The organism is Gordonia alkanivorans NBRC 16433 (assembly GCF_000225505.1).
GTDB classification, from domain to species: domain Bacteria; phylum Actinomycetota; class Actinomycetes; order Mycobacteriales; family Mycobacteriaceae; genus Gordonia; species Gordonia alkanivorans.
Window position 1 is genome coordinate 24,627 of record NZ_BACI01000046.1, and the last position, 24,551, is coordinate 49,177.

Here is a 24,551-nt window from a genome sequence, read left to right on the forward strand (position 1 = left end):
CCCGGACCCTATCGCCCTCCGGCGGACCCCGGGGCCGCTCCGAGCATCGCGACAACATCGTCGACCAGCTCGGCGACGTAGGCGTCGTCGACGGCGAGACCGAAGACCGCATGGTGGTAGAGCGGTGCGATCACGTGGTCGAGGAGCTGGCGCACCGACGGCGTCGCCTCGCCGCGCTCGGAGGCCCGCGCGATCATCTCCTCCGCCTGCTCGCGGCGGACCTCCCAGCACGGACACGCCTCGACGACGTCGTCGCGCGCTGCGACCATCGCACGCAGGTACGCCCGACGCTTCGGCCGGCCGACGTCGGCGGCGATCACGCTCGCCCACTCCGCGATGTCGTCGCGGAGCACACCCGTATCGGGCAACGGTTCGCCCTGCGTCAGTGCGGCGACCGCCACCTCCCCCAGGAGCGCGTCGATCGAGCCCCACCTGCGGTAGATGCTGGTCGGATTGACGCCGGCGAGGTCGGCGACCTCCGGGATGGTCATCGTGTCGCGCTGGCCCGCGCCGACCAGCTGCCCGACCGCGGCATAGACCGCCGACTGCACGCGCGCGCTCCTACCGCCTGGCCGCGTCGCGCGAGGTGCCATCGCTGCGTCCGCCCGCGACGCTGCATTTCCCATAGCCATGCGGCCATTATTGCAAATCCAATTGCTTTTGGAAGGCATCCGCGCCTATCGTCGTTTTAAATGCAAACGCATTTGCGTTAAGGAGACGACATGGCGCCACTACATCCCCACCGTGCGTTCTGGCTGATCGCGGCCACGTACGTGATGGTGCTCTTCGCCTCCGCCGCCCCGTCGCCGCTGTATCCGATCTACCAGGAGCTCTGGGGTTTCTCGTCGCTCACCCTGACCCTGGTCTTCGCCGTCTACGTGGTCACGATGTTGGTGAGCCTGCTGACGGTGGGGTCGCTGTCCGACCACATCGGCCGACGTCCCGTGCTCGCGGTCGCGCTCGTCCTGCTGATCGCCAGCATGGTGCTCTTCGTCGTGGCCCAGGACGTGGGTACGTTGCTCGCCGCCCGCGCGCTGCAGGGCCTCGCCACCGGCGCCGCCATGGGCACCCTCACCGCGACCACCGTCGACCTCCAGCCCACCGCACGACTCGGCTCGACGATCATCGGCGCCGCCCCGGCCTTCGGCCTCGCCACCGGCGTCGGCGTCGCCGGATTGCTCGTCGAGTACGCACCCGCGCCCCGAATCCTGGTCTACGAGGTCATCCTCGGCCTGTTCGCGGCGCTGCTCATCGCACTCCTCGTGGTCCCCGAGACCCGCGAGCGCGTGGCCTTCACCTCACGCCGGCACCTGGCCACGACCCTCGCACCCCAGGTTCGGGTGCCCCGCGAGGTCCGCCCCGTGTTCTTCGCGTCGGCCCCCACCCTGGTGGCCACCTGGTCCCTCGGCGGGCTGTACCTGTCGCTCGGTTCCTCCGTCGTCGCACGCGTCTTCGGGGTCACCAATCACGGCGAGGCCGGGCTCATCCTCTTCACCTTCTTCGCCAGCGCGACGGTCACCTCCTTGTTCATCACGGGACGGCCGGCGACGGTGAAACAGGCCTACGGCTACCCGACCCTCGCGATCGGCGTGCTGATCTCGCTGTCCGGCGTCATGACCGAGGTCCTGCCGCTCTACATCCTCGGCTCGCTCGTGGCCGGCTCCGGATGGGCGGCGACCTTCCTCAGCGCCATGGACAACATCACCGCCGCGACGCCTCCCGCCCAACGCGGACAGGTCTTCTCCTCGGTGTTCGTCGCCAGCTACCTCGCGTTCAGCGTGCCGGCGGTGATAGCCGGAATAGTCGTGTCCCACATCGGACTTCGCGCGACGGTCATCGGGTACGTCGGCTACGTCCTCGCCGTCGCACTGTTCGGCGCGGCACTCGCGGTCGTCATGCGGCGTACCGCGACCAGGGCCGAGGTGGCCGCCACTGCAACGGAAGACGCGCCGGAACCGATTGCGGTCGGCGAATCCTGAACGGACGCCGGGGTCAGCCCCGGTCCCGCAGCCCCACCATCCGGGTGGCCAGCTCCGCGTAGAACTTCCCCATCTCCTCGGGCGGGAGAGAGTTCTCGGCGCGGTACCAGCGCGCGACGTCGATGCCCATCGACAGCATCGCGTTGGTGGTGGCCTGGGAATCGGCGACGTCGAAGTCGCCGTTCTCGATTCCCGCATCGACGATCGCCCGCACCCGGCGGGTGATCTCCCGCCGCAACTCCATGACCGTCTCGAGGTGATCGGGCGCCAGCGACCCCAACTCGTAGTTCACGACGCGGGCGCGTACGTGCTCGCGCGCGTGGTGCTCGGTGAACGCGCCGACGACCGTTGCCAGGCGTTCGGCGGGCGCCACCGCCGGGTCGTCGACCTCGTCGATCATGCCCAGGATGATCCGGTGCCCCGCCTCGGAGAGCTCGAAGAGGAGCTCCTCCTTGGACCGGAAGTGCACGTAGACCGCCGCCGAACTCATCTGCGCGCCGTTGGCGATGTCCCGGGTCGTCGTGGCGTTGAAGCCCTTCGCCGCGAACGCCTCGGCAGCGGCCAGCAGCAACCGCTCTCGGGCCGCGACCGGTTGTATCCGGGTCGTCGGTTCGGTCGACGAGACCACGTTCACCCCCTCGTTCGCTCGGCGACCTCGCGCCTTCTCCAGCCGATTGACACCGCCCTTGATGCGCGGCATAGTGCAACTTATCACTAAGCAAGCGCTTAGTCAGCGGTCGGTCTTCCAGGTCTTCCCAGGCAGACGGTCCGTGATTGGTGTCGCCGAACACCCGGCAACCCCCGACAGGAGTAGAGAAGAACCCATGCACCTGAAGTTCAGTCCGGAGGAAGAGGCGTTCCGCGAGGAACTGCGCGGCATCTTCGCGAAGGTCCCCGAGGACCTCCGCAAGCGGAACGAAGAGGGCAGCCTCAACTACCCCGACGACATCGTCACGGCATCCCGCGTCCTCAACGAGCACGGCATCCTGACGCCGAGCTGGCCGATCGAGTGGGGCGGCAAGGACTGGACGCCGATCCAGCACCACATCTACCGCGAGGAGATGAGCCTGGCGTTCGTCCCCGACCCGCTGCCGTTCAACGTCAGCATGATCGGTCCGGTCATCGCCCAGTTCGGGTCGCAGGAGATGAAGGAGAAGTTCCTGCCCAAGACCGCCAACCTCGACATCTGGTGGTGCCAGGGCTTCTCCGAGCCCGAGGCCGGCTCCGACCTCGCCTCGCTCAAGACCCGCGCGGTCCTCGACGGTGACCACTACGTCATCAACGGCCAGAAGACCTGGACCACGCTGGGCCAGTACGCCGACTGGATCTTCCTGCTCGCCCGCACCAACCCGGACGTCAAGAAGCAGGCCGGCATCAGCATGTTCCTGATCCCGATGGACACCCCGGGCATCGAGCTGCGCCCGATCCAGCTCATCGACGGCAGCTACGAGGTCAACGAGGTCTTCTTCAACGACGTCCGCGTGCCCGTCGAGAACATGGTCGGCGAGGAGAACAGCGGCTGGACGCAGGCCAAGTTCCTGCTCGGCAACGAGCGCAACGGCATCGCCCGCGTCGGCTACACCAAGTCGAAGCTGGCGCGCGCCAAGGAGCTCGCCAAGGAGACCCGGACCGCCAACGGCACCCTGCTCGACGATCCGCTGTTCGCCACCCGCCTGGCCGAACTGGAGAACGAGCTGCTCGCCCTGGAGATCACCCAGCTGCGCGTCGCCGCGTCGTCGGCCGACGGCAAGCCCAACCCGGCGTCGTCGTTGCTGAAGCTCAAGGGAAGCCAGCTGCAGCAGGCCGCGATGGAACTCATCGCCGACATCGCCGGACCGGACTCGCTCCCGGTCGCCGAGGTCGACGTCGACGCCGCGAACGGCAGCGCAGCGGTCACCGCTCCCGAGTGGGCCCAGCTCGCCGCCCCGACCTACCTGAACTACCGCAAGGTCTCGATCTACGGCGGTTCCTCCGAGGTCCAGCGCCAGATCATCGACAAGGCGGTCCTCGGTCTCTGACCGCCGACCCCTCTGACCTCACTTCGACTTCACAGACCAAGGACAACAATGGATTTCGAGCTTTCCGAAGAACAGGGGATGTTGCGCGACACCGTGCGCGAGGTCCTCACCAAGACCTACGACGTGGAGACCCTCCGCAAGGTGACCGACACCGATCTCGGTTGGAGCGAGAAGGTGTGGAAGTCGCTCGCGGAGATCGGCATCCTCGGCCTGACCTTCCCCGAGTCCGAGGGCGGCATGGACGCCGGACCGGTCGAGTTCACCAGCGTGATGACCGAACTCGGTCGCGCCCTGGCCCCCGAGCCGTACCTGGACTCGGTGCTCGTCCCCGGCTCGCTGCTCGACGCCGCCGACGACGCGACCCGCGCCGAGCTGCGCGGCGGCCTCGCCTCCGGTGAGCTGCTGATGGCCTTCGCCCACAACGAGCCCGGCGACCGCTGGCCGGTGGCCGCGGTGTCCACCACCGCCACTGCCGAGGGCGTGCTCAACGGCACCAAGACCCTTGTCGGACACGGCGATTCCGCACACAAGCTGATCGTCTCGGCACGTGTCGGCGACGAGGTGGGCCTGTTCCTCATCGACGCCGACGCCGAGGGCGTCACCCGCACCGCGTACCGCACGCACGATCGTCGACGCGGCGCCGAGTTCACGTTCAACGACGCCCAGGCCACCCGCCTCGGCAGCGGTGACGCGTCGGAGCTCATCGCCAACGCGGAGATCGGCATCCAGACCGCACTGTGCGCCGAAGCCCTCGGCGCCATGGAGCGCAGCCTCGAGCTGACCGTCGAATACCTCAAGTCGCGCAAGCAGTTCGGTGTTCCGCTGGCCACCTTCCAGGCGCTCACCCACCGCGCCGCGGACATGTACGTCCAGCTCGAGCTCGCCCGGAGCCTGGTGCTGTACGCGACGACCGCCCTCGCCGACGGTATCGCCGACGCGGCCATCGCGTCGCGGGTGAAGCTGCAGACCGTTCGCTCGGCACGCCTCATCGGCCAGGAGGCCATCCAGATGCACGGCGGCATCGGCATGACCGCCGAGTACCCGATCGCGCACTACGTGAGTCGCCTGACCGCGATCAGCCACACCCTCGGCGACGCGGACGCCCACGTCACCAAGCTGTCGAAGGACCTGGCGTCCTACGACATGCTCAGCGTCGGCTGACACTTCTTCTCCCTCCCTGAGGTGCGCTTCGGCTCGCACCTCAGGGAGCAAAGAGGTACCGCCACGGATCCCGGCACCTCCCACCCCGCACGCCGGCCCACCGATACTGTTTCCTCAGCACAGCTCGGTGAGGAGAGAGGGACTCGGATGGATTTGCTGCGTGACAATCTGGCCGCTGGGGCGTCGTTCAGCCTCGTCGGGATCACCCTGCTCGTCGTCGGGTTCGTGGCGCTCGACGTGGTGACCCCCGGCCGGCTTCGGCAGCTGGTGTGGGTCGACCACAACCGCAACGCCGTCATCCTCGCCACCTCGATGGTCATCGGACTGTCGATCGTGCTGGTCTGCTCGGTCATCGACACCGAACTCCTCGAACTGTGGCGCGCGCTGCTCTACACCGTCGCCTACGTGGTCCTGACGATCGCGGTGATGATGTGGTCGTTCGTGCTCATCGACTGGCTGACCCCGGGCAAGCTGGGGACGCTGCTGCTGGAGAACGACGAGCACCCCGCCGGCTGGATCACCGCCGCGGTCTTCGTCGGCATCGGTGCCGTCATCGGCATGACCCTGCTGGTCTGAGCGGTTTCCGGCGCGACCACCAGGCTTATTGACGGTCCGCCAGCAACCTATTGACGGTGCGCCAACAAGCCCATACTGTTGGCGACCATGACCGCATCACTCATCGAAGAGTCCATCGACATCGACGCATCTGCCGAGCAGGTGTGGTCGGTGATCTCCGATCTCCAGCGCATGGGCGAGTGGAGCCCGCAGTGCAAGAAGATGATCATCCGCGGCGGCACCGTCGGGTTGGGGACCAAGACCATCAACATCAACCGCCGCGGCCCGTTGGTGTGGCCGACCACCTCCAAGGTCGTGCGTTTCACACCCAACCAGGAGATCGCCTTCCGCGTGGCCGAGAACCACACCGTGTGGAGCTACGCCATCACCCCGAACGGTTCGGGCGTGACCGTGACCGAGCGCCGCGAGGTGAACGGCTCCACCACCAAGGTGTCGTCGTTGCTCGTCGACAAGCTGTTCGGCGGCGCCGATTCCTTCGAGGCCGAACTCCAGCTGGGCATGGCCGAGACCCTCGGCAAGATCAAGCGCGCGGCCGAGAGCCAGCTCGACCGCGTCTGAAACCCCGTGATACCCGTCAGGTTCCGCTGATCTTGTCGATCAGTTCGGGGAGGTCGGCCACCGAGTCGATGACGTGGTCCGGGAAGGGCCCGAACTCGTCACGCGCGAGGGCATCGAGCGCCTCCTCGCGGAACTTGCCGGTGCGCACCAGCACACCGATCAGCGCCGACGCCTGTGCACCCAGGACGTCGTTGTGCATGTCGTCGCCGACCATCACCACCTGGTTGGGCTCGAGCCCCAACATGTCGGTGGCGGCGCGGAATCCGAGCGGCGAGGGTTTGCCGATCGCCTTGATCTTCTTGCCCGACGCCTTCTCGAGGCCCTCGAGATAGACGCCCGTGTCGATCGACAGCCCGTCGGCCGTCGACCACGTCATCGACCGGTGCATGGCGATCACCGGCACTCCGTCGAGCAGCATCTCGAGGACCTTCGACAGCGCGTCGTGGGTGAACACGGGACCTGCCCCACCCAGAACCACGACCTCGGCATCCGCCGGGTCGTCGGTCAGTTCGACCCCGGTCATGTCCTCGGCGATCGGGCCCTGGTTGAGAACCCAGACCCGTTTGCCCGGGAAGGTCGACCCCACGTATTCGGCGGTCAGCTTCGCGGCCGTCAGGATCTCGTCGGCATCGACGAAGAAGCCGCAGTCGTTCAACAGCTCCGCGATCTCGTTGCGCGAGCGCGAGGTGGTGTTGGTGAGGAACATCCGCGGGATCTTGCGGTCGGCGAGGCGGGAGACGGCCTCCACCGCGCCGGGCAGAGCCTTCCACGAGGTGACCATCACCCCGTCGATGTCGAGAAGCAGACCCAATGCCATGGGCACGAATGTAGTCCGCGGTCCCCGGCGACGCAGTGCAGGCATCCCTCGAACCGGGTACCCCGACGAGACGCGTCCGCTCACCTGGCATCCTGAGGCGCATGCGTACCGTCGCAGAGCATCAGGCCGTCGTCTCCGCATTGTTCGGCCCACCCGTTCCCGTCCGGCTGTCCCTGCCGGAGGCGTTGGGCAGGGCCACGTTCGCCGACGTCGACGCGCCGCTCTCGTTGCCCGGCTTCGACAACTCGGCGATGGACGGATTCGCCGTCCTCGCCGACGATCTCGCGGACGCCTCCCCCGACTCCCCCGTCACGCTGCCCGTCGCCGCGGACATCCCGGCGGGACGCACCGACGCTCTCGCACTGACCCCCGGCACCGCGCATCGCATCATGACCGGTGCCCCGCTGCCGGCCGGCGCCGACGCCGTCGTCCCGGTGGAGCTGACCGACGCGGCGGTCGGCCCGGTCGCGGCCGCGGAGACGGTCACGTTCACGGCACCGGTCGAGTCCGGAAAACACATCCGGCGTGCGGGTTCCGACATCGGGCAGGGCGTCCGTGCCCTGCCCGCCGGGACCGTCATCGGGGCGCCGCAGATCGGTCTGCTGGCCGCGCTCGGGATCGCCGAGGTCACCGTCGCCCGGCCGTTGCGCGTCGTGGTCCTGTCCACCGGCTCCGAGCTCGTCGAACCCGGAAAACCGTTGCAGCACGGCCAGATCTACGAGTCGAACGGAGCGATGCTCACCGCCGCCGCCATCGAGGCCGGCGCGATCGGCCGGCATGTGCACTTCGTCCCGGACGACACCGGCGACTTCCTCGACCGGCTCGACCAGGTCGCCGGCGAGGCCGACCTGATCATCACGTCCGGGGGTGTCAGCGCGGGCGCCTTCGAGGTCGTGAAGGACGCGCTGTCGGCCACCGGGTCCGTCGAGTTCGTGAAGGTCGCGATGCAACCCGGTATGCCGCAGGGCTGCGGTCACCACACCGCGTCCGACCGGCCCGACGGAACGCCCGGGCCCACCGTGCCGATCATCACACTCCCGGGCAACCCGGTCAGTGCCCTGGTGTCCTTCGAAGTCTTCATCCGGCCCGCACTCCGCGCCGCGATGGGGTTGCCACCGCAACGACGTCGGGTGACCGCCCGGCTGGGCGCCGACATCCGCTCACCGCAGGGCAAGCGGCAGTTCCTCCGCGGAGTCCTCCGGACCGACGAGGACGGATCGGGCGTCGTCGTCGACCCGATCGGCCCGCCCGGCTCCCATCACCTCCGCTTTCTCGCCGAGGCGGACGCACTGATCGACGTGCCCACCGAGACCGACGGTCTGGCCGTGGGAACTCCGGTCGACGTGCTCGTTCTGCGCTGAGCTCTAAGCTGGACCGAAGTCGTACCCGACCCGTGGTGCGCAAGGTTTCATCGAACGGCCCGCATCGGGCACAACAGGAGGTAGATCGTGGCCAGACGTCCGCGTCCGGACGAGGGCAACACCGGCCGTGTCGCCCATTTCCTAGACCTGGCCCGTGAGACCATCCCGCCGATCCATCCGGCCGGTATCCCGTTCGTCGCCGCCCCCGCGGCGGTCGCGTTCCTCGGACGCCGCCACCGCTGGATCGCGCGGCCCGCAGCACTGACCGCCGGCGCCTGTGCCGCGTTCTTCCGGCACCCGAGCCGTGTCCCACCGACCGAGCCGGGCGTGGTCGTCGCACCCGCCGACGGCACGATCGCACTCGTCGACGAGGCCGTCCCACCGGCGGAGGCGGGTCTGGGCAGCGATCCGCTGCCCCGTGTCTCGACCTTCCTGTCGATCTTCGACGTGCACGTCCAGCGTGTGCCCATCGCCGGTACGGTCACCGCGGTGACGCACACCCCGGGCGCGTTCTTGTCCGCGGACCTCCCCGAGGCCAGCCGTGACAACGAACGCACCACCATGACCATCCGTACGACGAGAAGAAGCGGAGGGGCGACCGGCGGCGGCGCCGGACCCGACCTCGCGGTCGTGCAGATCGCCGGGCTCATCGCGCGCCGGATCGTCTGCGACCCGAAGGTCGGCGACACCCTGCGGCTCGGCGACACCTACGGACTGATCCGCTTCGGTTCCCGGGTCGACGTCTACTTCCCCAAGGGCACCACACCCCGCGTCTCGGTGGGTCAGCGCGCCGTCGGCGGCGAGACCCCCTTCGCCTACCTCGACCTCTGATCCGGCCCGTGAACCCCCAGGCTGCGAATTCATCCGACGGTCCCGCCGGACGCCGGGCCGGTGACCCCGGTCTCCGCCGGCCGTCCCGCTCCTCCAAGACCCGCGTCCCCACCGCGCGGTCAGCACGACGCCAGGCGCAGGCCCATGGCCCCGCACCGTCCAAGCCACGTGAACCCGAACGTCGCCGGCTCAGCAAGCAGGCGCAGGCGGGACGCATCATCATCCCGTCGTCGCTCACGATCCTCGCGATCTGCGCGGGACTGACGGCGATGCGCGCGGCCACCACCGGCGACATCGACGTCGCCATGGGTCTCCTCGTCGCCGCCGCGTTCCTCGACGGCATCGACGGACGGGTGGCCCGGCTGATGGGCGCGACGAGCCGTATCGGCGCCGAGATCGACTCCCTGGCCGACGCGATCAACTTCGGCGTGGTGCCGGCGATGATCGTCTACTTCTTCCTGCTCGACGGCCAGGATCTCGGCTGGGCGCTGGCGCTGATCTACTGCTGCGCGATCGTGTTGCGCCTCGCCCGGTTCAACACCCTGCTCGACGACGACGAGGCACCCGGGTACACGAGGGACTTCTTCGTCGGCGTCCCGGCACCGGCGGCCGCCATCTGCGCGCTGCTGCCGATCGGTCTGGCCCAGCAGTTCGGCGAGGGCTGGTGGACATCGGTGCCCGCCGTGGGCGGATGGCTGGTCCTGGTCGCGTTCCTGGCCGTCAGCCGCGTTCCCACGGCGTCCCTGAAGACCGCGTCGATCCCGCCGCGCGCGGTCGCCGGTCTGCTCGTCCTCGTCGCGGTCGGTGCCGCTCTCCTGCTGACCTACCCCTACCTGCTGATGATGATCGGCATCGCCGCCTACGCGATCCACATCCCGTTCGCGTGGCGTTCGCGTCGGTGGGTCGCCTCGCGGCCGGAGCACTGGGACGACAAGCCCGCCGAGCGCCGTGCGCAGCGGAAGGCGTCGAAGACCGCGCCGGGTGGCCGTCGACGACGCCCCGTCCTGAAGTCGCAGCGCAGGCTGGGCCTCAACCGTCCCACCGGTGCGCCGGTCGCCGTGCAGAGCTCCGAACCGGTTGCCGATCAGAACGGAAGCGAGACCGAATGAGCTCACGGGTGTCCCTGACCCTGACCGCCCGACTCAACACCTCCGCGGCCGAGGCACGCCGCGGCATCATCCGGGTGCACCCCGAGGTGCTGACCGCGTTGTCGCTGCGGGAGTGGGATGCCGTGTCGATCACCGGCGCCCGCGTGACCGCCGCGGTGGTCGCGGCGACCGATGCGTCGGCGCCGACCGGGACCGTCCTGCTCGACGAGATCCTCTTCTCCAACGCCGGGGTCAAGGAGAACGCCCCGGTCGTGCTGGCCCCGGTGGTCGTGCACGGCGCGAGCCGGGTCGTCGTGAACGGCTCGGTGCTGGCCACCCAGTCGATCACCGAGTCCACGCTCCGGCGCGCGCTGCTCGGCAAGGTGCTCTCGGTCGGTGACGCGGTGTCGCTGCTGCCCCGCGACCTCGGGCCCGAACTCGCCGCGACCGAGGCGACGCGCGCCCTGGCCCGGTCCGTCGGCATCACCTGGACCACCGAACTGCTCACCGTCACGGGTACCGATCCGGGCTCCCCCGTCAGCGTGCAGACCAACACCGCGGTGCTGTGGTCGACGACCGCAGGCGAGGTGCCCCCGCTCGGCGACCGCGCCGGTCTCGGTTCGCCGCGGATTCCGGGTGCGCTCGGCATCGTGCCCGACACCCCGGTCAACGCACCGCCGACGATCCCGGCTCCCGTCGGCAGCGTCCCGGTCGAGGAGCCCGACGTCCCGGTCCGGCCGGTGTCCGAGCTGGTCGGCGTCGACTCGCAGATCACCAAGCTCACCGAATGGCTGGCGATCACGCTCGACGAGCCCGACGTCCTGCGCACCCTGGGCGCCGCGCCTCGTCTCGGCGTCCTGGTGACCGGGCCGGCCGGTGGCGGCAAGGCGACGCTGGTCCGATCGGTCTGCGCGAAGCGCACCCTCGTCACCGTCGACGGCCCGACGACCGGCGCCACCGAACCCAACACCCGCCTGCGCACGGTCACCGACGCGGTGGCCCGCGCCCGCGCCACCGGCGGGGTCCTGCTCATCACCGACATCGACGCCCTCCTGCCATCCGAGCCGGAGCCGGTCGCCACCCTTGTCCTCGACGAGCTGCGCTCGGGCATCTCCGATGGCCGTATCGCGCTCGTCGCGACCACCGCCGAACCCGTTCGCCTCGACTCGCGCCTACGCGACCCGTCGCTGTGCGACCGCGAACTGATCATCGGACTGCCCGACGCCGCCACCCGCGGACGGCTGTTGGCGGCGATCCTGTCGACGGTTCCCACCGAGGGCGACCTCGACCTCGAGTCGGTGGCCGCACGCACCCCGGGTTTCGTCGCCGGCGACCTCGCCGCGCTCACCCGCGAGGCCGCGCTGCGCGCCGCGACCCGCGCCAGCAGCAGCAAATCCGAACCCGCACTCCGCACCGAGGATCTCGTGGGCGCGCTCGACGTGATCCGGCCGGTGTCCCGGTCGGATTCCCCCGAGGTGGCACTCGGTTCGATCACGCTCGCCGATGTCGGCGACATGGTCGAGACCAAACAGGCGCTGACCGAGGCGGTCCTGTGGCCGCTGCAGCATCCCGACACCTTCGCCCGGCTCGGCGTCGACCCGCCCCGCGGTGTGCTGCTCTTCGGCCCGCCAGGATGCGGCAAGACCTTCGTCGTCCGCGCGCTCGCCGCATCCGGCCAGTTGTCGGTGCACACCGTCAAAGGTGCTGAGCTGATGGACAAATGGGTCGGCTCGTCGGAGAAGGCGGTCCGTGACCTGTTCGCCCGCGCCCGCGAGTCGGCGCCGTCGCTGATCTTCCTCGACGAGGTCGACGCGCTCGCACCTCGTCGAGGGCAATCCACCGATTCCGGGGTCGCCGACCGTGTGGTCGCGTCGCTTCTCACCGAACTCGACGGCGTCGAACCGCTGCAGGACGTGGTCGTACTCGGCGCGACCAACCGCCCCGACCTCATCGACCCGGCGCTGCTGCGACCCGGCCGCCTAGAACGCCTGGTCTTCGTGCCGCCGCCGGATGCCGCAGCCCGCGGGGACATCTTGCGCACCAGCGGCCGCGACGTCCCGCTCGACGACATCGACCTCGACGAACTCGCCGCCGACCTCGAGGGCTACTCCGCCGCCGACTGCTCGGCGCTGCTCCGCGAGGCCGCACTGTCGGCGATGCGACGCGACATCAACGCCGCGGTGGTCACCGCCGACGACGTGACCGAGGCCAGGAGCCGGGTCCGTCCGTCGCTCGACCCCGACCAGGTGGAGAACCTGCGGGCGTATGCCGAGCGCCGGTTGGAGTGAGGGTTCGCACGGCCGTTCTCGTCCTGTCCGCGAAGGCGAGACAACCAAAGGGGTGACTGATGCCACGGCCGTCCAAACCGTTGATCAACCGTGACGCGGCAGTGCAGGCATCGCTCGAGATCATCGACACCGAAGGACTCGATGCGTTCAGCCTTCCGCGACTGGCAGAGCAGCTGGGAGTCCGCGCCCCGTCGCTCTATCACCACTTCAGGGACAAGCACGAGCTGCTCGCCGAAGTCGCTCTCCGCGTCGCCGGACCGAGTCGGAGACCTCGGGTGAAGCCGGGACCGGACTGGCCTGACTACCTGATCGGGATCTCCCTGAACTTCCGGCAGTCGGTCCTCCGACATCGGAACGCGGCACCGCTCCTGGTTACGCATCTTCCGCGCGTGCGGTTCGTCTCCGTTCAGGAGGACTGTGCGTCGTTTCTCTCCGCGTCAGGTGTCCCCACCGAGCTCCAGGTCCGAATCCTGGAAGGCGTGCAGAGCCTCGTCGTCGGCGCCGTGTTGATGGAGGCGTCGCAGCCTCCGCACAGCCGGTCGTCCGCCGCGGGGCATGTCTCGCCCGACACACAGCCGCACCTGTCCCGAGCGCTGTCGGCCAACCACCTCACCCCGCGCCGGCTCTTCGAGACGCGGCTGCGGGATTTCCTGTACGGCGCTGTCCGGGACCACGCAGGTGCCGCGGACGAACCTACTCGACGTTGACCAGGTAGAACACCGACGATCCGCCACCGGCGGCCTGCGGGGAGGCGCCGACCTGAACCCAGTAGGTCGACCCACCCTTGGCCGCGGACAGCACGGCAACGGACTGTCCGCCTTCGGTGGAACGATGCGACTCGACGTAACCGGCGTCGGTCAGCTTCTTCGTCGCCGCCTCGAGCTGGTTGCCGCCGTTCGCCGGACCCTGGACGGTGACCTCCCAGCCGTCGGCGCGCGTACCGCTCGCCGACAGCACGTGCCCGTCGATCAGCGGCACCTGCGTGACGGGAAAATCAGACGGCAGCGGAACCCCATCGGGGCCCGCCTGCTCCTCCTCGCTGCACCCGGCCAGCGCGCCACCGACCACCGCGATCGAAGCCAGTACCACAACGAGACGCCAGAGCCAGTCGAACCGGAACATACGGGCAACGGTAAAGTAGTTCCCGCGGGTGTTCGCCCGTGACACCCCGCCGGGAGAAAGACGGAGTGCCCTTTTGATTTCTGTGTTGGCTGCGTTGGCAGTGTGCGCACTGATCGCGCCCGCAGTCATCCACTGGATCGGCACCCGGGGTTTCTACATCCTCGCGCTCGCGCCGCTCGGCGCCCTGATCTGGGTGATCACCCACTGGCCCGCCCCCGAGGCCGACCGCGCCGTCGTGGAGACGGTGAGCTGGGTTCCGTCGTTGCAGATGGACATCGTCACCCGCTTCGACACCCTCACGGCGATCCTGTCGGTCCTGATCCTGGGCGTCGGCGCCCTCGTGCTCTGCTACTGCGCCCACTACTTCGACGACGCCCGCCCGCGCGTCGCGCTGTTCGGTGGCGAGATGGTGGCCTTCGCGGCGGCCATGTTCGGTCTGGTCATCTCTGACAACATGCTCGTGCTCTACGTGTTCTGGGAGCTCACGACCGTCCTGTCGTTCATGCTCGTCGGCTTCTACGGCGTCCGTGCGACGGCCCGGCGATCGGCCACCCAGGCTCTCCTGGTCACCACCTTCGGTGGCCTGGCCATGCTCGTCGGCATCATCATGCTGGGCGAACGCTCCGGGACCTACCTGCTCTCGGAGATCATCGCGGCACCGCCGACCGGCGTCTACGTCGACATCGCGATCGTCCTGCTGCTCATCGGCGCGCTCAGCAAGTCGGCCATCGTCCCGTTCCACTTCTGGCTCCCGGGCGCGATGGCCGCCCCCACGCCGGTCAGCGCCTACCTGCATGCTGCCGCGATGGTGAAAGCCGGCATCTACCTGATCGCGCGTCTGGCCCCGGGCTTCTCGGCCACCGCCAGCTGGCAGATCGCCGTCGTCGGCCTCGGTGCGCTGACGATGGTCCTCGGGGGCTGGCGTTCACTCCGTGAACTCGACCTGAAACTCATCCTCGCCTTCGGCACCGTGTCCCAGCTGGGATTCATGGCCGTCCTCGTCGGCATCGGCGATGCGAACGTGGCCATGGCAGGCCTCGCCATGCTCGTCGCGCACGCCATGTTCAAGGCGTCGCTGTTCATGGTCGTCGGCATCATCGACCACGCGACCGGTACCCGCGACATCCGCAAGCTCGCACGTCTCGGGCACCGCCTGCCGGTGCTCGCCGTCACCGCGGCGCTCGCCGGTGCGAGCATGGCCGGCATCCCGTTCACCTTCGGGTTCATCGGCAAGGAGACCGCCTTCGCGTCGGTCTGGGACACCGGGGCCCTCAGTTCCTGGCAGGCCCACACCGTCGACATCGTCCTGCTGGTCGGATCGATCATCACCTGCGCGTACACGCTGCGCTTCCTGTGGGGCGCGTTCGGACGCAAGGTCCGCAACACACCCAGCCCGGCCGTGGCGAAGATGCACGCCCCCGCCTGGGCCTTCTACATCTCCCCGGTCGTCCTCGCCGTCGCCGGTGTGGTCGCCGGCTTCGTCAGCGGGCCGATCGGCGCCCTCTTCGAGCCCTACGCCGAGACCCTGAACAGCTACGGACACGAGCTCGAACACCTCGCGCTGTGGCACGGTTTCGGACTCCCGGTGATCTTCTCGATCATCGTGATCGTCGGCGGTGTCATCGCCTTCCTCGGCATCCGCAAGATCCGCGACCGTGTCTTCGGTTTCCGGCCGATGCTCAACGCCGACCGGATCTACGACGCCGCGCTGCGTTCGGCCGACACCGTCTCACTGCTGCTCACACGCAACACCCAGCGCGGATCGCTGCCCGTCACCCAGGGCGTCATCCTCTGCACGGCGATCCTGTTGCCGACGATCGTGCTGTTCCTCGGCGCCCGTGACCAGCTGCAGATCGACTACGACGCCACCGCTCCCCAGTTCGTCATCGGCGGCATCATGATCGCTGCTTCGATCGCAGCGGTCGTCCTGCGCAATCGTCTCGCCGCGACGCTGCTCGTCGGCGTAACCGGTTACGGCTGCGGCATGTTGTTCGCCCTCTACGGCGCCCCCGACCTCGCGCTCACCCAGTTCCTGGTGGAGACGCTGACGCTGGTCATCTTCGTGCTCGTCCTGCGTAAGCTGCCGGCCGAGCCGGAGAAGCGGCACGCCACCGGCTTCAAGCCCCTGCGCGCGCTGATCGGCCTCGCCTTCGGCGCCATGCTCGTGGTGATCGGCCTGTACGCGGCCTCCGCACGCTCGACCGAGCCACTGCACGTCGACCTTCCCGAGGCCGCCTACAAGTTCGGTCAGGGCGCGAACGCGGTGAACGTCATCCTCGTCGACATCCGCGCGTGGGACACACTCGGCGAGGTGTCCGTGCTGATCGCCGCGGCGACGGGTGTCGCCTCGATGGTGTTCCGCAACCGGCGCTTCGGCGCGGTACCACGCGTCGCCGACGCCGCTCGCCTGCAGGCCGGGATCAGCGACAACGACACCGATGACGACGACGATCCGATCCCACCGGACCGCACGACCTGGCTGCTCGGGTCTGGTCTGCGCGACCCCCGGCATCGATCGATGGTCCTCGAGGCCACCACCCGACTGCTGTTCCCGACGATGGTCGTGCTGTCGGTCTACTTCTTCTACGCCGGACACAACTCGCCGGGCGGCGGATTCGCCGGTGGCCTCACCATGGGTCTCGCGCTGGTCCTGCGGTACCTGGCGGGTGGCCGCTACGAGCTCGGGGAGGCCCTGCCGATCGAACCGGGCCGCATCCTGGGCGCAGGTCTGGCGATCTCCGCCGCCACCGCGATCACGTCGTTGTTCCTCGGGGCGCCCGCGCTCTCGTCCGCCGTCTTCGAGATCACCGTCCCGGTCCTCGGCGACATCAAGCTGGTCACCGCGCTGTTCTTCGACCTCGGGATCTACCTCATCGTGATCGGACTGGTACTCGACGTGCTGCGCAGCCTCGGGGCCCGCCTCGACGTCGAGACGACGATGGCGCGCACTCCCGTCCGCACCCAGACCGATCCGGCGGCGATCCCGGCCGAATCCGACGAGCCGACGGCCGAGAACGTCCCCGCGGGAGAGGGACAGGTGGTCCGATGAGCACCAATCTCCCACTCCTCCTCGTCGTCGGGGTCATGGCCGCGTGCGGCGTGTACCTGCTGATGGAACGCAGCCTGGTCCGGATGTTGTTCGGCCTGCTCCTCGCCGGCAACTCGCTCAACCTGATGATCATCGTGGTGTCCGGCGGGATGGGTAATCCGCCGATCCTGGGCCGGTCGTCGGAGAACCGAGCCACGGATGCCGACCCGCTCGCCCAGGGAATGATCCTGACCGCGATCGTCATCACCATGGGCGTCGCGGCGTTCGTGCTCGCGCTCGTCTACCGGCTGTTCGTGATCAACCGCGACGACGACGATCTCGAGGACGACGTCGAGGACGTCAAGATCAAGACGGGCACACTCGACACGGCCCCCGATCGCGACCGCAGCGACGACCCGGTCACGCTGTCCGATACCGCCAGCGGCGACTACTTCGACGACTCGGGTAACCCCCTCTCCCCCGAGGAGGTCGCCGAACGTCACGCGGCGCTGCACGAGACCGACATCATGCCGACCGACTCCGACGTCATCGACGAGATCGGGTCCGACAGTTCCGAGGACGACCCGGACCTCGTGGGAGACAAGATCCCCGAGGACGACTCCGACCACCCGAAGGTCATCGGGAGCTCCGGGGAGAAGGTCGCCACCGACGACGCCGAACACGATTCCGAAGGGGGTGACCGATGACTCCGCAGCCGTCCTGGATTCCCGTCCTGATCACGCTGCCGACGCTGGTCCCCCTCGGCGCCGCCGCGCTGTCGCTGCTACTCGGCCGCAGCCCGCGGTTCCAGCGCGTGGTCGCCATCGCGGCGATCTCGGTGGCGTTCATCGCGTCGTGTCTGCTGCTCTACCTGACCGACCGGCACGGTACCTTCGCGGTCGCGATCGGCGGCTGGGGTGACAAGGGCTTCCCCAACGGCCCACTCGGGATCACGCTGGTCGTCGACCAGCTCGCGGCGCTGATGCTGGTCGTCTCGACGATCGTGCTGCTGTGCGTCGTCGTGTACGCGATCGGTCAGGGTATCCGTGACGGCACGGCCCAGCAGCCGACGTCGATCTTCCTGCCGACCTACCTGATCCTGACCGCGGGTGTCTGCAACGCCTTCCTGGCCGGCGACCTGTTCAACCTCTACGTCTCCTTCGAGGTGCTGCTCACCGCGAGCTTCGTGCTGCTCACGCTCGGCGCCAGCGAGGAACGCGTCCGCGCCGGCGCGTCGTACGTGATGGTGTCGATGTTGTCGTCGCTGATCTTCCTGGCCGGCATCGCCTTCGCCTACGCCACCACGGGGACGCTCAACCTCGCGGAGATGGCGGTCCGCCTCGACGACGTGCCCGACGGCACCCGCAACGCCCTCTATGCGGTACTGCTCGTGGCGTTCGGCATCAAGGCCGCGGTCTTCCCCCTGTCGACGTGGCTGCCCGACTCCTACCCGACCGCGCCCGCCCCGGTCACCGCGGTGTTCGCGGGCCTCCTCACCAAGGTCGGTGTGTACGCGATCGTCCGCGCCCACACCCTGTTGTTCCCCGGCGGGTCGATGGACACGGTGCTCATGGTCGCGGGTCTGCTGACGATGATCGTGGGCATCTTCGGTGCGATCGCCCAGTCCGACATCAAACGTCTGCTGTCGTTCACCCTCGTCAGCCACATCGGCTACATGGTCTTCGGCGTCGCGCTGTCGTCGGAACTCGGGATGTCGGCGGCAATCTACTACGTCGCCCACCACATCCTCGTCCAGACCACGTTGTTCCTGGTGGTGGGCCTGATCGAGCGTCAGGCGGGATCGGCCTCACTGCGTCGGCTCGGCGGCCTGATCGCCAGCCCCGTCCTCGCCGTCCTCTTCCTCGTCCCGGCCCTCAACCTGGGGGGTATCCCGCCGTTCTCCGGGTTCATCGGCAAGGTCGCACTCCTCGAGGCCGGCGTCCAGAACGGATCGGTGCTGGCCTGGATTCTGGTGGCCGGCTCGGTCGTCACCAGCCTCCTCACGCTGTACGTGGTGGCCCGAATCTGGACCAAGGGCTTCTGGCGGCCCCGCGCCGACGCCCCCGAGGGCGAACTCGCCGACCAAGGACCGTCCGCACTCATCGACGAACGCGACGACGGCGCCTTCTCCGAACGTGAGGACGTCGGCCGCATGCCGGCGATGATGGTCCTCCCCACGTTCGCGATGGTCGTCGCCGGTCTGGTGCTCACACTGTGGGCCGGCCCGATCTTCGACTTCACCGACAGCGCCGCAACCGACGTCGTCCACCGCGGCGTGTACGTCGAGGCCGTACTGGGCGGAGGTGAATCACGATGACGACCGGAGAACAGCCCAGCGGGAAGCAGCCCGACGGTGGCGAACGGACCATGAAGCGACGCGCCCCGGTGGTGTCCACCAAGGGCCCCGTACTCTCGCTGGTGATCAACACCTGGCGGGTGTCACTGCTGTTCATCTTCTGGCACTTCGTCAGTGCTCTGGTGTGGCTGCGCAATCACACGCGCCTGCCCAAGTGGCTCGGCAGCGACAGCCGCGAGGTCGGGGTCCGGCTGTGGACCATCGCCTGGCTGACCTTCGTCTGGGTGTTGTTGTGGGGCACCGTTTCGTGGGCCAACATCATCGGCGGCGTGGTCCTCGCGGTTGCGGTGCTCACCGTGCTGCCCCTACCGCGCGTACCCGTCGAGGGCCGAATCCACCCGCTGTCGCTGGCCCGGCTCGTCGTCCGGCTCGTCGTCGACTTCTTCGTCTCGAGCCTGCAGATCGGCTGGATGGCCATCCGACCCGGCCGACCGCCACTCGGTGCCGTCGTGCGCGTCCGGGTTGCGATCAAGTCCGACATGGTCCTCACCCTTGCCGTCGACTACCTGAACCTCGTGCCCGGCACGATGGTGCTCGAGATCGACCACCGTCGTCGCATGCTGTACGTCCACGTCTTCGACGTCCGGTCGGAGAAGAAGGTGCGCGCGTTCTACGACCAGGTCGCCTACGTCGAGCGCATGTTCATCAAGGCCTTCGAGCGGGACAGCGAATGGCATCCCAGCCCGTACCACGGCATCGACGAGGACTTCCATCACGTGCGGCCCATCCAACCGGTCGCCGGTGCGCAGTCGGCGGACATCCCGACCGCGGCGGCGGAGACCTCCCGCTCGGATCGAGGTGAGTCATGAGCGTCGTGTGGACGATCGCGGCGACGATGCTCCTGATCGCCGCGATCCTGACGATGATCGCCATCCTGCGCGGACCGTCGACGCTGGACCGTCTGGTCTCGCTCGACGTCCTCATCGCGCTGTGCATGTGCGGTCTCGGTGTGTGGGCGGCCTACAGCCTCGACTCGACGGTCGTGCCGGCCATCGTCGCGCTGTCGCTGCTGAGCTTCGTCGGATCGGTGGCGATCGCACGATTCCGAGTCCGGGATGACCAGACATGATCGTGGATATCGTCAGCGGAACGCTGATCCTCATCGGCTGCCTCATGGCGGTCACCGCGGCCATCGGTCTGGTGCGGTTCCCGGACACGCTGAGCCGGATGCACGCCGCCACCAAACCGCAGACCTTCGGGCTGCTGCTGATCCTGCTCGGCGCGGTGGTCCGCCTCGGCGACAACGTCGACAGCGGGATGCTCATCCTGGCCGGGCTCTTCGCGCTGATCACGGCACCGGTGGTCGCCCACCGGATCGGACGCCTCGCCTATCAGGAACAGCGCGCCCGCGACGGCCTCATGGAGGAGCGCGACATGGAGTCACCCGACCGGGATTAGCGGAGAGTTCGGGGCCGCAGTGGTCAAGTTGCATCCCGTACGAAAAGGCTCGTTTGAGATCTATTGGACAACTTGCCGACATCTCCGCGTATCGGTCGGTGTCGAGATCATAAGCCATCGATAAGTCGTCGGACGGGATCAACGACTGTTTCTGCCTGTTCTTCGTTCTGCCACTAAAGCCACGAACACCTCCGTCCTAGTTCGCGACGTTACGCTCTGTCGCTGCTGAAATCCTTCATGAGATGCTGCGTCTGTGACGGAATCGCTCGACTTGGAGAACTGGCTACGAGCCCAGTGTTCGGAATACACCTTCGGCCTCGGAGGCGCATATCGTATAGAAGGCGACCACGCGTGGCCGCTGACCGCGAAGGATGAAGTCGATCTACTGAAGCAGCTAGCAGCTGGTGGGCACATCCTCCCCTTACCGAAGGAGCCGGCCGCGCTCGCGAACGTTCTTGAGGTCGGCATCGTCGGGTTCCTTATCGACCGCATATCGAGCCTAACCAGCGCCTTCGCGGAGCGAGGGACCGAGCGCGGTTACCCAGACCTCGAAATCAGCGGCGACGCTTTCGGGGGCGGGTATCACGCCATCGACATCAAAGTCGCTCGACGCGCTGTCCGCAAGAGCGGCACTCCAGCGAACAAGACCCAGAGCGCGATAACCCTCTACACAGGTAACACTTACTTTAAGCACCCTGACCTGCAGTTTCCTGGTACGTTTCGTCCCTTCGCCGACTACACTTCGCACCTCGACGTTCTCGGTATTTACACTCTCGATGACAAAGCTTCCGGGAGGGTTCGGGACCTGGAACTGATCGTTCAGCAACCATGGAAGATCGCCAGCGAGCAACGTTCCTCCACTACACGCGAGTACATCGGAGCAGTTAAGGACATCGATGCGCTTCGGGACGGCAGAGGTGCGTTCGCGACACCCGAAGAGTTCTACACCTACTGGCGCAAGTACAAGTTCAAGACAGCACCTGTAGTTGTTCAGCTGCTAGACAAGATGCGTCGCCAGTAGATCGCATCCTGTGGGTGAGTCCCATACGTGGGTGTCGGACAGCCGTGAGAAGCTTTCTAGCATGGCGACCACCCGCGGCGTAGCAATCTCACTGTTCTCAGGGGCCGGAGGCCTCGACCTGGGTGCCGAACTCGCGGGATTTGACGTCCGGGCTGCTGTTGAACGCCACGCAGATGCTGCGATGACAATGGAGAAGAACTTCCCCAAGCTGGGCGCTCCGGTGATCCACAAGGACATCCTAGAAACTTCCACGACTGAGATCCTTAAGGCAGCTGGTCTTCGCAAAGGGCAGAGACCAGACCTGCTCGTGGGAGGGCCCCCATGCACACCGTTCTCGAAGAGCGGGTTCTGGCTCGAATGGAAGCGTTCAGGACTCGACCCTGACGCCTCCCTTCTGCAGGAGTACACCCGCGTTCTCCGAGAGTCTCGGCCGCGAGCGTTTGTGCTCGAGAATGTATATGCACTGACCTACAACAACCAAGCCAGCAGACCTGCGCTTACGCGTCTACTTCGGGAGATCGACGAAGCGGGTTATGACTGCAATATGGCGGTTCTCAATGCTGCGGACTACGGTGTGCCACAGGCCCGCCCACGACTATTCATTGTCGGAACCCCTAAAGGCACGCCAACACCAACGCTGCCGAAGGCTACGCACGGCGGCAAGTGGGAGCGGAGGGCGACAGGAACCGCCGACAGACCGCACGTCACGGCAGGCGAGGCTCTGGCAGGCCTGGTCACAGAGCCAGAGCGGGAAGAGACCCTCGGCGGACAATACGGCAAGTTACTGAAGGACATTCCGCCAGGCGGCAACTACCTCCATTACACCGAGGAAAGGGGCCATCCCCAGCCGCTCTTCAAGTGGCGGAGCCGCTACTGGTCATTCTTGTTGAAGCTTGACCCCGGCAAGCCATCGCCTACGATCCAGGCGCAACCAGGCCCCAATGTCGGACCATTCCACTGGGACAACCGAAGACTGCGCGTTCCCGAGGTAAAGCGCCTGTTTACGTTTCCCGACGAATTCGAGTTCGTAGGAGGGCGTGCGAGCGTTCAGTATCAGTTGGGTAACTCCGTGCCACCTCTCCTGGCGCAGCGCGTGCTGGAACAGGTTCAGTCCGCAATTCGGAGGTGAAGTGCGCCGTGACCGGCAGCTCTCCAACGCGCCTCCACAAACAGACTGGAGTTGTGGTTCCTGCTGTGCGATTTGGCTCCGGCGGGGACCTACCCTAAGCTGATGTAACGTGTTCGGCTTGCGCTGCAACCATGGGGCGAGTCGCACCGAGCCCCCTTCGTCTAGCGGCCTAGGACGCCGCCCTTTCAAGGCGGTAGCGCGGGTTCGAATCCCGTAGGGGGTACAGTCTTCGGACTGACGTAGTACAGCAAGGCCCTGTGGCGCAGTTGGTTAGCGCGCCGCCCTGTCACGGCGGAGGTCGCGGGTTCGAGTCCCGTCAGGGTCGCAGTTGACGCCGGAGAATCCGGCGATTTGCGCAAGGCATCCGAAACGGGTGCCCGCGGCCAGGTAGCTCAGTTGGTACGAGCGTTCGCCTGAAAAGCGAAAGGTCGCCGGTTCGATCCCGGCCCTGGCCACCTAGTCGCGCTAGTATCGCGCCCTGTCGTCATAGGGAACAAGGACGAGAGTCGAGAGTTCGCCGGTTCACGGCTTAGGACCGTCGCACACCGTGCCTACCTTGAGCCGAGTTCAACCAAGCCGCCACTTGCCGCTGCTTCTCGCCGCGAATCCGCCGATGGAGCCCCGGTCCACGGTCCTCAGGCGGTGCGGAGGGGCGTACCGAGGGGTCAATCCAGCTCGGCCACAACCGATGCGACGACATCGCGCATCGAGTGGGTGTCGCGGTACACCGCGCGTTGCCGCTGATAGCTGGCACCCTGCGTGATGATGCGCTCCACGCCGGCGAGTTCGTCGACGCAGCCGAGGTCGCGTGCGATCGGCTGGAGGCGTTCGAGCAGCCGATGCAGATCGTCGGTGACGAGTTCCTCCCGGCACTGCCCGTCGAGGATGACGATGGCGTCGAGGCCGTATCGCGCTGCGCGCCACTTGTTCTCCTGGACCAGCCAGGGTGCCATCGTCGGCAGGGTCTCCCCCGCCGAGAACCGGCGGTCGAGGTCGACGACGAGACAGTGGATCAGTGCGACGATCGCGGAGAGCTCGTCGAGGTTGGTCATGCCGTCGCAGACGCGGACCTCGATGGTGCCGAGATGCGGTGACGGGCGGATGTCCCAGCGGATCTCGTTGAGGTGGTCGATGATGCCGGTCGTCTTCTGGTCGGCGACGAAGGCCTCGAACTGGTCCCACGTCTCGAACTGGAACGGCAGTCCCGCGGTGGGGAGCTGTTGGAACATCATCGCGCGGTTGCTGGCGTAACCGGTGTCCTGACCGGCCCACATCGGCGACGACGAGGACAGCGCCAGCAGGTGCGGATAGAAGTTCAGCAGGGAGTCGAGGATCGGGAGCACCTTGTCGCGGTGGCTGATCCCGACGTGGACGTGGACGCCCCAGATGAGCATCTGCCGACCCCACCACTGGGTGCGTTCGATGAGCTCGGCGTAGCGGTGACCTTCGGTCAGCAACTGCGTCGAGTACTCGGCGAAGGGATGCGTGCCGGCGCCGTAGAGGTCGACGCCGAGTTCCTCGGTCAGGACCCGTACGACGCCGAGGGTGTCGGTCAGATCCGCGATCGCCTCACCGGTGGTGCGGCAGATTCCCGTCACGAGTTCGACGGTGTTGCGGAGCAGTTCCTTGTGGATCTTCCCCTCACGGTCGGGGTGATGCTCACCGACCGCGGCGAAGAGCGCCGCCGCCGAGTTCGACAGATCGCCGGTGACCTTGTCGGTCAGAGCGAATTCCCACTCGACCCCCAGCGTGGGGGTCGGCGACCCGTCGAACTCGATCGGTGACATGGGCGGCCGCGCCCGGTGCCGGATCGCGGGTGC

The 24,551-nt window shown here is 67.6% G+C and carries 23 protein-coding genes and 3 tRNA genes; 21 read left to right on the forward strand and 5 right to left on the reverse strand.

Annotation, left to right across the window (positions count from 1 at the left end):
• Positions 1–8: 8 nt before the first annotated feature.
• Positions 9–632, reverse strand: a complete 624-nt coding sequence (locus GOALK_RS06885) for a TetR/AcrR family transcriptional regulator (RefSeq protein ID WP_035754924.1) — start codon at positions 630–632, stop codon at positions 9–11.
• Positions 633–722: 90 nt separating this feature from the next.
• On the opposite strand from GOALK_RS06885, the gene GOALK_RS06890 reads away from it, so the two are divergent.
• Positions 723–1,979 carry an MFS transporter gene (locus tag GOALK_RS06890; protein ID WP_006358085.1) on the forward strand — a complete coding sequence of 419 codons (1,257 nt, stop codon included), beginning with the start codon at positions 723–725 and terminating at the stop codon, positions 1,977–1,979.
• A 13-nt stretch (positions 1,980–1,992) separates the two neighbouring features.
• On the opposite strand, the gene GOALK_RS06895 is transcribed toward GOALK_RS06890, so the two are convergent.
• Positions 1,993–2,679, reverse strand: coding sequence for a TetR/AcrR family transcriptional regulator (locus GOALK_RS06895; protein ID WP_006358086.1), 687 nt, complete (start codon positions 2,677–2,679; stop codon positions 1,993–1,995).
• 124 nt (positions 2,680–2,803) lie between these two features.
• Here GOALK_RS06895 and GOALK_RS06900 point away from each other — a divergent pair, with 124 nt between their 5' ends.
• The 4 genes from GOALK_RS06900 (at position 2,804) to GOALK_RS06915 (ending at position 6,292) form a co-directional block, all read left to right on the forward strand.
• Positions 2,804–3,997, forward strand: a complete 1,194-nt coding sequence (locus GOALK_RS06900; protein WP_006358087.1) for an acyl-CoA dehydrogenase family protein — start codon at positions 2,804–2,806, stop codon at positions 3,995–3,997.
• A gap of 48 nt (positions 3,998–4,045) precedes the next feature.
• Complete coding sequence (locus GOALK_RS06905; RefSeq protein ID WP_006358088.1) at positions 4,046–5,158, forward strand: acyl-CoA dehydrogenase family protein; 1,113 nt, start codon at positions 4,046–4,048, stop codon at positions 5,156–5,158.
• Between the two features lie 147 nt (positions 5,159–5,305).
• Positions 5,306–5,734, forward strand: a complete 429-nt coding sequence (locus GOALK_RS06910; protein WP_006358089.1) for a DUF350 domain-containing protein — start codon at positions 5,306–5,308, stop codon at positions 5,732–5,734.
• Positions 5,735–5,821: 87 nt separating this feature from the next.
• Positions 5,822–6,292 (forward strand): SRPBCC family protein, encoded by a 471-nt coding sequence (locus GOALK_RS06915; RefSeq protein ID WP_005199097.1) that lies wholly within the window; start codon positions 5,822–5,824, stop codon positions 6,290–6,292.
• 16 nt (positions 6,293–6,308) lie between these two features.
• On the opposite strand, the gene GOALK_RS06920 is transcribed toward GOALK_RS06915, so the two are convergent.
• Positions 6,309–7,109: an HAD-IIA family hydrolase gene (locus GOALK_RS06920; RefSeq protein ID WP_005199098.1), complete on the reverse strand. Its 801-nt coding sequence runs from the start codon at positions 7,107–7,109 to the stop codon at positions 6,309–6,311.
• 101 nt (positions 7,110–7,210) lie between these two features.
• On the opposite strand from GOALK_RS06920, the gene moeA reads away from it, so the two are divergent.
• From moeA to GOALK_RS06945, 5 genes are all read left to right on the forward strand, one after another.
• Positions 7,211–8,470 carry a molybdopterin molybdotransferase MoeA gene (gene moeA, locus GOALK_RS06925; RefSeq protein WP_006358090.1) on the forward strand — a complete coding sequence of 420 codons (1,260 nt, stop codon included), beginning with the start codon at positions 7,211–7,213 and terminating at the stop codon, positions 8,468–8,470.
• 87 nt (positions 8,471–8,557) lie between these two features.
• On the forward strand, positions 8,558–9,301 hold the full coding sequence (locus GOALK_RS06930; protein WP_006358091.1) for a phosphatidylserine decarboxylase: 744 nt from the start codon (positions 8,558–8,560) through the stop codon (positions 9,299–9,301).
• An 8-nt stretch (positions 9,302–9,309) separates the two neighbouring features.
• Positions 9,310–10,410 (forward strand): CDP-alcohol phosphatidyltransferase family protein, encoded by a 1,101-nt coding sequence (locus GOALK_RS06935; protein WP_006358092.1) that lies wholly within the window; start codon positions 9,310–9,312, stop codon positions 10,408–10,410.
• Positions 10,407–12,677 (forward strand): AAA family ATPase, encoded by a 2,271-nt coding sequence (locus GOALK_RS06940; protein ID WP_035754930.1) that lies wholly within the window; start codon positions 10,407–10,409, stop codon positions 12,675–12,677. Before GOALK_RS06935 ends, GOALK_RS06940 begins: the two co-directional genes overlap by 4 nt.
• A 59-nt stretch (positions 12,678–12,736) precedes the next feature.
• Entirely contained in the window at positions 12,737–13,384 is a 648-nt protein-coding gene (locus GOALK_RS06945; protein WP_035754935.1) for a TetR family transcriptional regulator, read from the forward strand.
• Here the strand turns inward: GOALK_RS06945 and GOALK_RS06950 are convergent.
• A complete protein-coding gene (locus GOALK_RS06950; protein ID WP_035754937.1) occupies positions 13,371–13,799 on the reverse strand; it encodes a hypothetical protein in 429 nt (142 codons plus the stop codon). The genes GOALK_RS06945 and GOALK_RS06950 overlap by 14 nt on opposite strands.
• Positions 13,800–13,872: 73 nt before the next feature.
• On the opposite strand from GOALK_RS06950, the gene GOALK_RS06955 reads away from it, so the two are divergent.
• From GOALK_RS06955 to GOALK_RS07000, 11 genes are all read left to right on the forward strand, one after another.
• Entirely contained in the window at positions 13,873–16,848 is a 2,976-nt protein-coding gene (locus tag GOALK_RS06955) for a Na+/H+ antiporter subunit A (RefSeq protein ID WP_035754938.1), read from the forward strand.
• On the forward strand, positions 16,845–17,534 hold the full coding sequence (locus tag GOALK_RS06960; RefSeq protein WP_006358097.1) for a Na(+)/H(+) antiporter subunit C: 690 nt from the start codon (positions 16,845–16,847) through the stop codon (positions 17,532–17,534). The genes GOALK_RS06955 and GOALK_RS06960 overlap by 4 nt, the downstream gene beginning before the upstream one ends.
• Positions 17,531–19,144 carry a Na+/H+ antiporter subunit D gene (locus tag GOALK_RS06965; RefSeq protein WP_006358098.1) on the forward strand — a complete coding sequence of 538 codons (1,614 nt, stop codon included), beginning with the start codon at positions 17,531–17,533 and terminating at the stop codon, positions 19,142–19,144. The genes GOALK_RS06960 and GOALK_RS06965 overlap by 4 nt, the downstream gene beginning before the upstream one ends.
• Positions 19,141–19,992 (forward strand): Na+/H+ antiporter subunit E, encoded by an 852-nt coding sequence (locus tag GOALK_RS06970; RefSeq protein ID WP_006358099.1) that lies wholly within the window; start codon positions 19,141–19,143, stop codon positions 19,990–19,992. Before GOALK_RS06965 ends, GOALK_RS06970 begins: the two co-directional genes overlap by 4 nt.
• Positions 19,989–20,252: a monovalent cation/H+ antiporter complex subunit F gene (locus tag GOALK_RS06975; RefSeq protein WP_006358100.1), complete on the forward strand. Its 264-nt coding sequence runs from the start codon at positions 19,989–19,991 to the stop codon at positions 20,250–20,252. The genes GOALK_RS06970 and GOALK_RS06975 overlap by 4 nt, the downstream gene beginning before the upstream one ends.
• On the forward strand, positions 20,249–20,581 hold the full coding sequence (gene mnhG, locus GOALK_RS06980; protein WP_006358101.1) for a monovalent cation/H(+) antiporter subunit G: 333 nt from the start codon (positions 20,249–20,251) through the stop codon (positions 20,579–20,581). Before GOALK_RS06975 ends, mnhG begins: the two co-directional genes overlap by 4 nt.
• A gap of 253 nt (positions 20,582–20,834) precedes the next feature.
• Positions 20,835–21,602, forward strand: a complete 768-nt coding sequence (locus tag GOALK_RS06985) for a type II restriction endonuclease (RefSeq protein WP_006358102.1) — start codon at positions 20,835–20,837, stop codon at positions 21,600–21,602.
• A 61-nt stretch (positions 21,603–21,663) separates the two neighbouring features.
• A complete protein-coding gene (locus GOALK_RS23380) occupies positions 21,664–22,731 on the forward strand; it encodes a DNA cytosine methyltransferase (protein ID WP_075863630.1) in 1,068 nt (355 codons plus the stop codon).
• Positions 22,732–22,881: 150 nt separating this feature from the next.
• Positions 22,882–22,954 (forward strand) — tRNA-Glu (locus tag GOALK_RS06990).
• A gap of 28 nt (positions 22,955–22,982) precedes the next feature.
• Positions 22,983–23,056: transfer RNA gene (locus GOALK_RS06995), tRNA-Asp, on the forward strand.
• A 56-nt stretch (positions 23,057–23,112) separates the two neighbouring features.
• A tRNA-Phe gene (locus tag GOALK_RS07000) sits at positions 23,113–23,186 on the forward strand.
• Positions 23,187–23,396: 210 nt separating this feature from the next.
• Here the strand turns inward: GOALK_RS07000 and GOALK_RS07005 are convergent.
• Positions 23,397–24,518: a glutamate--cysteine ligase gene (locus tag GOALK_RS07005; RefSeq protein WP_006358104.1), complete on the reverse strand. Its 1,122-nt coding sequence runs from the start codon at positions 24,516–24,518 to the stop codon at positions 23,397–23,399.
• Positions 24,519–24,551: the final 33 nt, after the last annotated feature.